The 12,891-nt window shown below is 37.5% G+C and carries 9 protein-coding genes and 1 tRNA gene; all 10 read right to left on the minus strand.

What is annotated here, in order from left to right:
* Position 1 precedes the first annotated feature (1 nt).
* Positions 2 to 4,303 (minus strand): DNA-directed RNA polymerase subunit beta', encoded by a 4,302-nt coding sequence (gene rpoC, locus MR054_RS11055; RefSeq protein ID WP_242157908.1) that lies wholly within the window; start codon positions 4,301 to 4,303, stop codon positions 2 to 4.
* A 74-nt stretch (positions 4,304 to 4,377) separates the two neighbouring features.
* Positions 4,378 to 8,190, minus strand: coding sequence for a DNA-directed RNA polymerase subunit beta (gene rpoB / locus MR054_RS11060; RefSeq protein WP_242085389.1), 3,813 nt, complete (start codon positions 8,188 to 8,190; stop codon positions 4,378 to 4,380).
* Between the two features lie 192 nt (positions 8,191 to 8,382).
* Positions 8,383 to 8,760 (minus strand): 50S ribosomal protein L7/L12, encoded by a 378-nt coding sequence (gene rplL, locus MR054_RS11065; RefSeq protein ID WP_242085390.1) that lies wholly within the window; start codon positions 8,758 to 8,760, stop codon positions 8,383 to 8,385.
* 65 nt (positions 8,761 to 8,825) lie between these two features.
* The gene (rplJ, locus tag MR054_RS11070; RefSeq protein ID WP_242085391.1) at positions 8,826 to 9,347 is read right to left on the minus strand and encodes a 50S ribosomal protein L10; all 522 of its coding nucleotides are present in this window, start codon (positions 9,345 to 9,347) and stop codon (positions 8,826 to 8,828) included.
* Positions 9,348 to 9,359: 12 nt separating this feature from the next.
* The gene (gene rplA, locus MR054_RS11075) at positions 9,360 to 10,049 is read right to left on the minus strand and encodes a 50S ribosomal protein L1 (RefSeq protein ID WP_242085392.1); all 690 of its coding nucleotides are present in this window, start codon (positions 10,047 to 10,049) and stop codon (positions 9,360 to 9,362) included.
* A gap of 19 nt (positions 10,050 to 10,068) precedes the next feature.
* Positions 10,069 to 10,506 (minus strand): 50S ribosomal protein L11, encoded by a 438-nt coding sequence (gene rplK, locus MR054_RS11080; RefSeq protein ID WP_242085393.1) that lies wholly within the window; start codon positions 10,504 to 10,506, stop codon positions 10,069 to 10,071.
* Positions 10,507 to 10,581: 75 nt separating this feature from the next.
* Positions 10,582 to 11,136, minus strand: coding sequence for a transcription termination/antitermination protein NusG (gene nusG, locus MR054_RS11085; RefSeq protein WP_242085394.1), 555 nt, complete (start codon positions 11,134 to 11,136; stop codon positions 10,582 to 10,584).
* A 9-nt stretch (positions 11,137 to 11,145) separates the two neighbouring features.
* A complete protein-coding gene (gene secE, locus MR054_RS11090; RefSeq protein ID WP_242085395.1) occupies positions 11,146 to 11,343 on the minus strand; it encodes a preprotein translocase subunit SecE in 198 nt (65 codons plus the stop codon).
* A 157-nt stretch (positions 11,344 to 11,500) separates the two neighbouring features.
* Positions 11,501 to 11,573: transfer RNA gene (locus MR054_RS11095), tRNA-Trp, on the minus strand.
* Positions 11,574 to 11,639: 66 nt separating this feature from the next.
* A complete protein-coding gene (gene tuf, locus MR054_RS11100) occupies positions 11,640 to 12,827 on the minus strand; it encodes an elongation factor Tu (RefSeq protein ID WP_242085396.1) in 1,188 nt (395 codons plus the stop codon).
* Positions 12,828 to 12,891: the final 64 nt, after the last annotated feature.

Here is a 12,891-nt window from a genome sequence, read left to right on the forward strand (position 1 = left end):
ATTAATTGTAATTTAACTCTTGCTTAACTTGCATCATCTCTTCAAACTCTTCCTTAGAGCCCACAATGATATTGGTATAGTTTCGCATACCTGTACCTGCTGGAATTCTATGTCCAACAATGACATTCTCCTTCAATCCATCCAAGGTGTCAATTTTACCGGCAACAGCCGCTTCATTAAGTACTTTAGTTGTTTCCTGGAACGAAGCCGCAGAGATAAAAGATTTGGTTTGAAGCGACGCTCTGGTTATTCCCTGTAAAATTGGGGTAGCCGTTGCTGGTTGGGCATCTCTTGCAACAACCAATTCTTTATCCTCACGTCGTAAAATAGAATTTTCATCTCTTAATTGACGCGGTGAAACAATTTGCCCTGCCTTTAGGTTCTCGGAATCTCCAGGATTTTCAATAACTTTCATTCCAAAAATATCATCATTTTCTTTAATAAAGTCTGATTTGTGTACTAATTGATCTTCTAAGAACAAGGTGTCCCCAGAATCGATAATCTGTACCTTACGCATCATTTGCCTAACAACAACCTCAAAGTGCTTATCATTAATCTTCACGCCTTGTAATCGGTATACTTCCTGTACTTCATTTACTAAATATTGCTGTACGGCAGAAGGCCCTTTTATATTTAAGATATCATCGGGAGTCACTGATCCGTCAGACAATGGCATACCTGCTTTCACATAATCATTTTCCTGTACTAGAATTTGATTAGACAATTTCACCAGGTATTTCTTAATTTCTCCCAATTTAGACTCTACAATAATTTCGCGGTTCCCTCTTTTAATCTTACCAAAGGATACCACACCATCAATTTCACTAACCACAGCAGGATTTGAAGGGTTACGAGCTTCAAACAACTCGGTTACACGTGGTAACCCACCTGTAATATCACCAGCTTTTGCCGATTTACGAGGAATTTTAACCAAAATTTTTCCCACATTAATCTTCTCACCATCATCAATCATCAAGTGGGCGCCTACCGGTAGGTTGTAGGAACGGATTACTTCGCCTTTGCCATCTTCAATATGAAGCGTTGGAATTAATTTTTTGTTTCTTGATTCTGAGATTACTTTTTCTTGAAATCCCGTTTGTTCATCAATTTCAACTTGGTAGGTAACTCCTTGTTCAATATTTTCATACTGAACTTTACCCGCAAATTCTGAAATAATTACCCCGTTGTATGGATCCCAAGTACAAACAACATCACCCTTATTGAGTTCATCTCCATTATTCACGTATAATGTTGATCCATAAGGAATGTTGTTGGTGCTTAAAGTAATACCTGTTTTCTTGTCAATTAACTTAATTTCTGTTGTTCGAGAAATAACAATATCAATATCGTTTCCTTCTCCATCTTTTCCTTTTACCGTTTTAAGGTCATCAATTTCGGCAATACCATCGAACTTAACCGCTAGTTTATTTTCTTCTGAAATGTTACCGGCTATACCACCAACGTGGAACGTACGAAGTGTTAACTGTGTTCCGGGTTCTCCAATGGACTGAGCTGCCACAACACCTACGGCTTCACCTCGCTGAACCATTTTACCGGTTGCCAGATTACGACCATAACATTTTGCACAAATACCTTGTAGCGCTTCACAAGTTAACGCAGAGCGTACTTCAATGGATTCAATTGGAGATTCTCCTATAGATTTCGCAATATCATCTTCAATTAATTGACCAGCAGAAACCAATAATTCATCCGTAAGAGGATTATATACATCATTTAAAGAAACACGACCTACTATTCTTTCTTCCAGAGTTTCTACAACTTCATCGTTTTTCTTTAAGGGCTCTACTTCCACACCTCTTAGGGTACCGCAATCTTCGGAATTAATGATTACATCCTGCGAAACATCTACTAAACGACGGGTCAAATAACCTGCATCCGCAGTTTTTAGTGCAGTATCCGCGAGACCTTTACGCGCACCGTGAGTTGAGATAAAGTATTCCAAAATGGAAAGTCCCTCCTTAAAGTTGGAAAGAATTGGGTTTTCGATAATCTCTCCACCCCCAGCATTAGATTTTTTAGGCTTTGCCATTAACCCACGCATACCGGTAAGCTGACGGATTTGCTCTTTCGATCCACGAGCTCCAGAATCAAGCATCATAAATACCGAGTTAAACCCTTGCTGATCTTCACGAATACGTTTCATGGAAAGCTCGGTCAATTCAGCATTTGTGGAAGTCCAAATATCAATAACCTGGTTATAACGCTCATTATTAGTTATTAGTCCCATGTTATAGTTGGCCATAATACCATCAACTTGCTTATTGGCGCTTTCTATCATGCTTTGCTTTTCCGGAGGAATAATAATATCACCTAAACTAAATGATAACCCGCCTTGGAAAGCGAATTGGAAACCTAAAGTTCTAATAGCATCCAAGAATTCAGCGGTTTCCGGAACTGAAGTTACTTTAAGGATAGCTCCAATAATGTCCCTTAACGACTTTTTAGTTAATACCTGATTGATATATCCTGCTGCTTGTGGTACATGTTGGTTAAACAACACACGCCCAACAGTAGTTTCAATAATCATTGGTTGTAACTTTCCGTCTTGGTTAATGTCAAGAGTTCTAACTTTAATACCGGCATTTAATTCTACTTTTTTCTCATTGAAAGCTATTTCCACTTCCTCTGGAGAGTAGAAAGTCAGTCCTTCTCCCTTAATGGGCATTTCCGGAGTACCTTTACGCTCCTTGGTCATATAGTATAAGCCCAGAACCATATCTTGTGATGGTACTGTAACCGGGGAACCATTTGCAGGATTTAGGATATTATGAGATGCCAACATTAATAATTGACATTCAAGTATAGCCTCCGGTCCTAATGGTAAGTGAACCGCCATTTGATCCCCATCGAAATCCGCATTAAATGCAGTACATACCAAAGGGTGTAATTGAATCGCCTTACCTTCAATTAATTTTGGTTGAAAGGCTTGAATACCCAGACGGTGTAAGGTGGGAGCGCGGTTTAACAATACGGGATGTCCCTTCAGTACATTTTCAAGAATATCCCAAACCACAGGCTCTCTTTTATCTATAATTTTCTTTGCAGATTTAACCGTTTTAACAATTCCTCTTTCGATTAATTTCCTTATTACAAAAGGTTTATATAGTTCTGCTGCCATATTTTTTGGCAAACCACATTCATATAATTTCAATTCCGGACCAACAACAATTACCGAACGAGCTGAATAATCTACACGTTTTCCTAAGAGGTTTTGACGAAAACGTCCTTGTTTACCTTTAAGTGAATCAGACAATGACTTTAAGGGTCTGTTAGAATCTGTTTTTACCGCTGAAGATTTACGTGTATTATCAAATAAAGAGTCTACAGATTCCTGTAGCATACGCTTTTCATTACGCAAAATGACTTCAGGTGCTTTAATTTCAACCAGACGCTTTAAACGGTTGTTTCGAATAATAACACGACGATAAAGATCGTTCAAATCTGACGTTGCAAATCGACCGCCATCTAACGGCACCAATGGACGTAATTCAGGCGGAATAACCGGTATAACCTTCATAATCATCCATTCGGGGCGATTTTCACGGTTATTGTTAGCTTCACGTAATGCTTCTACAACTTGTAAACGTTTTAAAGCCTCTGTTTTACGTTGTTTGGAAGTTTCTGTGTTTGCTTTATGTCTTAATTCATAAGATAATGATTCCAGGTCTATTCTTGCCAATAACTCTATCAAACACTCAGCTCCCATTTTAGCCAGGAATTTGTTTGGATCAGTATCGTCTAAGTATTGATTATCTTGTGGTAACGATTCCAGAATATTAAGGTATTCTTCTTCTGTTAAGAAATCCATCTTTTGCAATGGTTCACCCTCTTCATTCTTAGCTAAACCGGGTTGAATTACTACGTAACGTTCGTAGTAAATAATCATATCTAATTTCTTAGATGGTAATCCTAATAAATAGCCAATTTTATTTGGTAACGAACGAAAATACCAAATATGGGCAACAGGTACCACGAGATTGATATGTCCAACTCTATCACGACGTACCTTTTTTTCAGTAACCTCTACACCACATCGGTCGCAAACAATTCCTTTATAACGTATACGCTTATACTTACCGCATGCACATTCATAATCCTTTACTGGGCCAAAAATACGTTCACAAAACAAACCATCACGTTCGGGTTTGTGTGTACGATAATTTATAGTTTCTGGTTTTAGTACCTCTCCATTAGACTCTGCTAAAATAGATTCTGGTGACGCTAAACCAATTGAGATTTGATTAAACCTCTTTACTGCATTCTTATCTTGTTTTCTTGCCATTTCTTTATTGTATTCAGTATTCAATAATCAGCTATCAGTGCTTACTTCGGGCTAATTACCACCAACTGTTTTAATTATTCCTCTAATCTGATATCTAATCCTAAACCTTTCAATTCGTGCATCAATACGTTGAAAGACTCAGGTAGTCCAGGATCTGGCATTGGTTCGCCTTTAACAATACTTTCGTAAGTTTTGGCTCTACCAATAACATCGTCAGACTTCACGGTTAAAATCTCACGTAATGTACTTGAAGCTCCATAGGCCTCAAGTGCCCATACCTCCATCTCACCAAAACGCTGTCCACCAAACTGTGCTTTACCACCAAGTGGTTGCTGAGTAATTAATGAGTATGGTCCTATAGAACGGGCGTGCATTTTATCGTCAACCATGTGTCCTAACTTAAGCATATAGATCACACCCACTGTTGCTGCTTGATCAAAACGTTCACCTGTACCCCCATCGTATAAATGGGTATGGCCATAGCGTGGAATGGCAGCTTCATCAGTCAATTCATTAATTTGGTCGATCGTTGCCCCATCAAAAATAGGAGTAGCAAATTTACGATCTAATTTTTGACCTGCCCACCCAAGAACAGTTTCATAAATCTGACCAATGTTCATACGTGAAGGTACTCCCAATGGATTCAAAACGATATCTACAGGAGTTCCATCTTCAAGAAAAGGCATATCCTCTTCACGAACAATTCGGGCAACAATACCCTTGTTACCATGACGTCCAGCCATCTTATCACCTACTTTAAGTTTACGTTTTTTGGCAATATAAACTTTGGCAAGTTTTATAATTCCCGCAGGTAATTCATCTCCTACTGAAATCGTAAATTTCTCACGACGCAATGACCCTTGTAAGTCATTTTCCTTAATCTTATAGTTATGAATTAAATCGGCAACAAGTTGATTGGTATGATCGTCTGTGGTCCATTTACCAGATACTAAATGTGCATAATCATCTACCGCATTTAACATTTTAAGCGTAAATTTCTTACCCTTTTGAAGCACTTCCTCACCTAAATCGTTATATACACCTTGAGCTGTTTTACCATTAACAATTGCAAAAAGCTTTTCAATTAAAACATTTTTTAAATCTTCAAATTTAGCATCATAAATGCCTTCTAACTGTAAAATATCGTCTTTGTCCTGAGCGCGTTTTCTTTTGTCTTTTACGGCTCTGGCAAATAACTTTTTATCAATTACTACACCATTTAATGAAGGGGAGGCTTTTAAAGATGCATCTTTAACATCCCCGGCTTTGTCTCCGAAAATGGCACGTAACAATTTTTCTTCAGGTGTAGGATCACTTTCACCTTTTGGTGTTATCTTACCAATAAGTATATCTCCGGGTTTTACCTCGGCACCTATGCGAATCATTCCGTTTTCATCCAAATCTTTGGTAGCTTCTTCTGAAACGTTTGGAATATCATTCGTTAACTCCTCATTTCCAAGCTTGGTATCCCTAACTTCTAAAGAATATTCATCGATATGAATGGATGTAAAGATATCTTCACGAACCACTTTTTCAGAAATAACAATAGCATCCTCAAAGTTATATCCTTTCCACGGCATAAAAGCCACTTTCATATTTCTACCAAGGGCCAATTCACCATTTTGAGTAGCATATCCTTCACACAACACCTGACCTTTGGTTACTTTGTCTCCCTTAATTACAATTGGTTTTAAATTAATGGAAGTGCCTTGGTTTGTTTTTCTGAATTTCACCAATTCATAAGTTTTAATATCACTATCAAAACTTACTTTGGCTTCATCTTCGGTACGCTCATACTTAATTTTAATCTCGTTTGCATCAACGTAAAGTACTTCGCCATTACCTTCAGCATTAATTAATACCCTTGAATCGGACGCAACTTGACGCTCCAGTCCGGTACCTACAATGGGTGATTGAGGTAATAACAAAGGTACTGCTTGACGCATCATGTTTGATCCCATTAATGCACGGTTCGCATCATCGTGCTCTAAGAATGGAATTAATGACGCTGATATAGACGATATCTGATTGGGAGCGACATCTGTATAATGAACATTTATAGGTTCAACCACAGGGAAATCACCTTCCATTCTGGAAATGACCTTATCATGTAAAATCTTGCCTTTGTCATCAACCTTTACTGTAGCTTGTGCGATGAGTTTTTCCTCTTCTTCCTCAGCACTTAAATAAACAGGGGCTCCCTTAATGTCTACCACACCATTTTCAACCGGACGATAAGGGGTCTCAATGAATCCCATGGAGTTTACCTTGGCATATACCGAAAGTGATGATATTAAACCAATGTTAGGTCCTTCTGGTGTTTCAATAGGACATAATCGCCCATAATGCGTGTAATGAACGTCACGTACTTCAAACCCGGCTCTTTCTCGAGATAAACCACCTGGACCTAATGCGGATAAACGACGCTTATGCGTAATTTCCGCTAGAGGATTGGTTTGGTCCATAAATTGAGACAACTGATTAGTCCCGAAAAACGAATTTATAACTGACGATAACGTCTTCGCATTAATCAGGTCTATTGGGGTAAACACTTCATTATCCCTTACATTCATACGCTCACGGATGGTACGTGCCATACGTGCTAAACCAACTCCGAATTGTTGTGATAATTGCTCACCTACAGTACGCACACGTCGGTTTGACAAGTGGTCAATATCATCAATCTCTGCTTTAGAGTTAATCAACTCGATTAAGTATTTGATAATAGTTATGATATCTTCCTTGGTAAGCACCTGCTTATCCATTCCGATATCAAGACCTAACTTTTTGTTCATTCTATAACGTCCAACTTCTCCTAATGAATAACGTTGATCACTAAAAAATAATTTATCAATAATACCACGAGCGGTCTCCTCATCTGGTGGTTCAGCATTGCGCAATTGGCGATAAATATGTTCTACAGCCTCCTTTTCTGAATTCGTAGGGTCCTTTTGTAAGGTGTTGTGAATAATGGCATAATCACCTTGCTCCGAAGTTTCCTTATGTAAAAGAATAGTTTTTACTTCCGCTTCTAGAATTTCTTCTATATTGTCCTTATCAAGAACGGTATCACGGTCCAAAACAATTTCGTTTCGTTCAATAGAAACAACTTCACCAGTATCTTCATCGACAAAATCTTCATGCCAAGTATTGAGGACACGAGCGGCTAACTTTCTGCCTAAATATTTTTTTAAGCCGGATTTAGAAACTTTAACCTCTTCTGCCAAGTCAAATATTTCCAATATATCCTTATCACGCTCAAATCCAATGGCACGGAAAAGTGTGGTAACAGGTAATTTCTTCTTTCTATCTATATAGGCATACATCACCTGATTAATATCTGTAGCAAATTCAATCCAAGATCCTTTAAATGGGATAACTCTCGCCGAATATAATTTAGTTCCATTAGCATGAAACGACTGACCAAAGAATACGCCGGGTGATCGGTGTAATTGTGATACAACAACACGTTCTGCACCATTTATAACGAAAGTACCGCTTGGAGTCATGTATGGTATGGTCCCTAAATACACATCTTGAACGATCGTTTCAAAATCCTCATGTTCAGGATCTGTACAATACAGTTTTAACCTTGCTTTAAGAGGTACACTGTAGGTAAGCCCTCTTTCAATACACTCTTCAATAGCATATCTGGGTGGATCTACAAAATAATCTAGAAATTCTAATACGAATTGATTACGTGAATCTGTTATTGGAAAATTTTCCATGAAGGTATTATATAACCCTTCGTCTCCTCGTTCTTCAGATTTAGTCTCCAATTGGAAAAAATCCTGGAATGACTTAATTTGTATATCCAAGAAATCTGGATATTCGGTTCTGTTTACAATGGAGGAGAAATTTAATCTTTCAGCTTGTGTTGACAACATCAATGGACGAAATTTTGATTAAAAAATAGTGATAGTGTTTGTAAACACTACTTAAATGGGCCAAATAACATGATTAAAATAACAATGCCATCTAGTCATTTTTACGGTATATATTATATACGCAAAATGGTTTAGGTCTTATCCCGAGTTATCGAGACAAACCTAAACCTTTGTATTGATTGAGCGTTAAGCTTATTTAAGCTCAACTTCAGCTCCTGCTTCTTCTAACTGTGATTTTAAAGCCTCTGCTTCATCTTTGGAAACCCCTTCTTTAATTGCGTTAGGTGCACCATCAACTAATTCTTTAGCTTCTTTTAATCCTAAACCAGTCAATTCTTTAACTAATTTTACAACTGCTAACTTAGAAGCTCCAGCTGCTTTTAATACTACATCAAACTCAGTTTGAGCCTCACCAGCATCGTCTCCACCTCCAGCGGCAGGACCAGCCACTGCAACTGCAGCAGCTGCAGGCTCGATACCATACTCTTCCTTTAATATAGTAGCTAACTCATTTACTTCTTTAACTGTCAAGTTAACTAATTGTTCTGCGAAATCTTTTAAATCTGCCATTTTTCTATCGTTTTAATAAATTTTTAATTTTAATATGTGTAATAAAGTGCGAACTTATTTTAGTACTATCCTTCTTTTTCTGATAGTGTTTTAATAATACCTGCTAATTTTCCTCCACCCGATTGAAGCGCGGAAATCACATTCTTAGCTGGAGACTGTAATAACATGACAATATCTCCTATCAATTCTTCTCTAGATTTGATATCCACTAAGGTGTCTAATTGATTGTCCCCTATATAAATAGCTTCTTCAATAAAAGCTCCTTTCAATAAAGGTTTTTCAGATTTCTTTCTGAAGTTTTTTATTACCTTAGCCGGTGCATTTCCGGTTTCAGAATACATTACTGAGGTATTACCTTTTAAAACTGTAGGAAGTTCCCCAAACTGCTTGTCTGACGCTTCCATTGCCTTTGCAAGTAAAGTGTTCTTAACTACCGCTAATTTTACGTTTGCTTTAAAACAGGCACGTCGTAAATCAGAAGTTGCTCCTGCATTTAACCCTGATATATCCGCTAAATAAATATTTGCGCTACTGGCTAATTGTGCAGTTAAGTCTTCAATTACTTGTGATTTTTCTTCTCTTGTCATAATAAAAGTTTATTAACCAACTTTTGGGTCAACTGAAACACTGGGGCTCATAGTACTCGATAAGTAAATACTTTTTACGTATGTCCCTTTTGCAGCAGTTGGTTTTAATTTTATTAATGTTTGTATTAATTCGTTTGCATTACCCGCAATTTTATCTGCACTAAATGATGCTTTACCAATTGCAGCATGAACAATACCAGTTTTATCAACTTTGAAATCAATTTTCCCGGCTTTTACTTCACTAACAGCTTTAGCGATGTCCATGGTAACCGTACCTGTTTTGGGATTTGGCATCAAACCACGAGGACCTAATATACGTCCCAGGGGACCTAATTTTCCCATTACACTTGGCATGGTAATTATCACGTCAACATCGGTCCAGCCATTTTTAATTTTATCAAGGTATTCATCCAATCCGACATAATCAGCTCCAGCTTCCTGAGCTTCTGCTTCTTTATCCGGAGTAACCAAAGCTAAAACTTTCATGTCTTTACCAGTACCATGAGGAAGTGAAACCACACCTCTTACCATCTGATTAGCTTTTCTGGGATCAACCCCTAAACGAACCGCGATATCAACTGATGCGTCAAACTTTGTATTGGTGATTTCTTTTACCAAGGCAGATGCTTCAACTAATGAATATAATCTCCCCTTTTCTATCTTAGCCAAAGCTTCCTTTTGCTTTTTTGTTAATCTTGCCATTTTTAATGTCTTTAATAGATTAAGAAGGGAATTTTCCCGTTACAGTTATTCCCATGGATCTTGCGGTACCAGCAACCATCTTCATAGCAGATTCCACTGTAAATGCATTTAAATCTTGCATTTTGTCCTCTGCTATGGATTTGATTTGATCCCACGAAACTTTAGCTACTTTCCTTCGGTTTGGTTCTCCTGAACCCTTCTTTAATTTGGCCGCTTCTAATAATTGTACTGCAGCTGGAGGCGTTTTAATAACAAAATCAAACGACTTGTCTTTATAAACTGAGATAACAACAGGTAATATTTTACCTGCCTTGTCTTGGGTTCTCGCATTAAATTGCTTACAGAACTCCATAATGTTAACTCCAGCAGCACCTAAAGCGGGTCCAACCGGTGGCGATGGATTCGCAGCACCTCCCCGAACTTGTAACTTAACTACTTTACCTAATTCTTTTGCCATTTTTAATAATTTAAGTTGGTACAATCTTTAATATTGGAAGCGAAAATTATACCTTTATATATAGTGTAACAATTATTATACTTTTTCAACCTGCATATAACTGAGCTCCAATGGTGTTTTTCTTCCAAAAATCTTCACCATGACTTCTAGTTTACGCTTTTCTTCATTTATCTTTTCGATAGTACCATCAAAACCATTAAATGGCCCATCTATTACTTTTACAGTTTCACCCTTTGTGAAAGGTATGGCGACATTCGTTGATTCTTCAACAGAAAGTTCATCGACCTTACCTAGCATACGGTTAACTTCGGATGGTCTTAATGGTACCGGATCTCCTCCTTTGGTTTCTCCTAAAAATCCAATAACATTAGTGACCGACCTAATGATGTGTGGTACTTCACCAGAAAGGTTAGCTTGAATCATAATGTAACCTGGGAAGAAAACTTTTTCTTTACTTATTTTTTTCCCATTTCTAATTTGAATTACTTTTTCCGTAGGGACCAATACTTGATCTACATAATCCTGAAGGCCTAAACGAGCTATTTCGTTCTCGATGTAGGTCTTGATTTTATTTTCCTGACCACTTACAGCCCTAACGACATACCATTTTTTTTCACTTACTTCTGACATAATTTCTTTTTAACCATTAATCCAATCAAAGTAAAGTGTAATAACTTTGCTGAAAACTGTATCTACACCCCAAATTGCTAAGGAGAAGATAATTGAAAAAACAGCCACCAGAACAGTTAATTTTTGAGCTTCTGCCCAAGGTGTCCAAGTAACATTATTCTTTAATTCTTCGAATGATTCCTTAATATAATTTACAATTCCAGACATTTAATTATTTTTTTTACACATATAAAGCGTAATTATTGAGAATTATTTTCTCTTTCCAGGGTTCTATAATTTTTTTGTTAGCTATTTTAAATACGTCATCCCAAATCATAATCCCTAATCCAGATAATCGTATTCGTTGCTCTCAACTTTTCGTTTGCACGGGTTGAGAGACTCGAACTCCCGACACCTGGTTTTGGAGACCAGTGCTCTACCAACTGAGCTAAACCCGTAAATATAAGTCAAAAGGCATCACGCTTTTAGCGTGATACCTTAAAGAATTTATATTAATCTATCGTTTAATCTAAAATTTCAGTTACCTGACCAGCACCTACAGTTCTACCTCCTTCACGTATCGCAAAACGCAAACCAACGTTCATAGCAATGGATTGAATTAGATCTACTGTAATTGTCAAGTTGTCACCAGGCATAACCATTTCAACACCACTTGGTAGAGTAATATTACCGGTTACATCAGTTGTACGAACATAAAACTGTGGACGGTAATTATTGTGGAATGGTGTGTGACGACCACCTTCTTCTTTTTTCAAGATGTAAACCTCAGCTTTAAATTGTTTGTGAGGGGTTACAGAACCAGGCTTAGTAATTACCATACCTCTAGAGATTTGTGTTTTCTCAATACCTCTTAACAAGATACCAGCGTTATCACCTGCTTCACCTCTATCCAAAATTTGGCGGAACATTTCGATACCTGTTATTGTAGAAGTCAATTTTTCTGCTCCCATACCAATAATCTCAACAGGATCACCAGTTTTAGCAATACCAGTTTCTATTCTACCGGTGGCAACCGTTCCTCGCCCAGTGATAGAGAATACATCTTCGATCGGCATTAAGAAAGGTTTATCCATATCACGAACAGGTTCTTCAATCCATGTATCACAAGCTTCCATTAATTCCATAACAGAATCCACCCATTTTTGCTCACCGTTAAGTGCACCTAAGGCAGAACCAGAGATAACAGGACCATTATCGCCATCATATTCGTAGAAATTTAATAAATCCCTAACTTCCATGTCAACCAGCTCTAAAAGCTCTTCATCATCCACCATATCAACTTTATTTAGGAATACAACGATACGTGGAATACCTACTTGACGTCCTAATAAGATGTGCTCACGAGTTTGTGGCATTGGGCCATCAGTAGCAGCAACTACTAAAATAGCACCATCCATTTGAGCCGCACCGGTAACCATGTTTTTTACATAATCCGCGTGACCTGGACAGTCAACGTGCGCATAGTGACGATTAGCTGTTTGATACTCAACGTGAGAAGTATTAATTGTAATACCTCTTTCCTTTTCTTCCGGAGCATTGTCAATCTGATCAAAAGATTTTGCTTCTGATAGACCTGCATCAGCCAATACTTTAGTAATAGCAGCAGTTAAAGTTGTTTTTCCGTGATCTACGTGTCCAATTGTACCTATATTTAAATGTGGTTTTGAACGATCGAAAGTTCCTTTTGCCATGTTAAAAAATTTTAATCTTAGTTATATAATAATATTAGTGTCTTTAATTTATGTACTTTTAATT

The organism is Aestuariivivens sediminis (assembly GCF_022662105.1).
Lineage (GTDB): Bacteria > Bacteroidota > Bacteroidia > Flavobacteriales > Flavobacteriaceae > Aestuariivivens > Aestuariivivens sediminis.

Bases quoted from the DNA above. Each gene is read 5' to 3' on its own strand.
- rplJ (WP_242085391.1), bottom strand. From the start codon at position 9,347: ATGACAAGAGAAGAAAAATCACAAGTAATTGAAGACTTAACTGCACAA.
- rplL (WP_242085390.1), bottom strand. From the start codon at position 8,760: ATGGCAGATTTAAAAGATTTCGCAGAACAATTAGTTAACTTGACAGTT.
- secE (WP_242085395.1), bottom strand. From the start codon at position 11,343: ATGTCTGGAATTGTAAATTATATTAAGGAATCATTCGAAGAATTAAAG.
- nusG (WP_242085394.1), bottom strand. From the start codon at position 11,136: ATGTCAGAAGTAAGTGAAAAAAAATGGTATGTCGTTAGGGCTGTAAGT.
- rpoC (WP_242157908.1), bottom strand. From the start codon at position 4,303: ATGGCAAGAAAACAAGATAAGAATGCAGTAAAGAGGTTTAATCAAATC.
- rplK (WP_242085393.1), bottom strand. From the start codon at position 10,506: ATGGCAAAAGAATTAGGTAAAGTAGTTAAGTTACAAGTTCGGGGAGGT.
- tuf (WP_242085396.1), bottom strand. From the start codon at position 12,827: ATGGCAAAAGGAACTTTCGATCGTTCAAAACCACATTTAAATATAGGT.
- rpoB (WP_242085389.1), bottom strand. From the start codon at position 8,190: ATGTTGTCAACACAAGCTGAAAGATTAAATTTCTCCTCCATTGTAAAC.
- rplA (WP_242085392.1), bottom strand. From the start codon at position 10,049: ATGGCAAGATTAACAAAAAAGCAAAAGGAAGCTTTGGCTAAGATAGAA.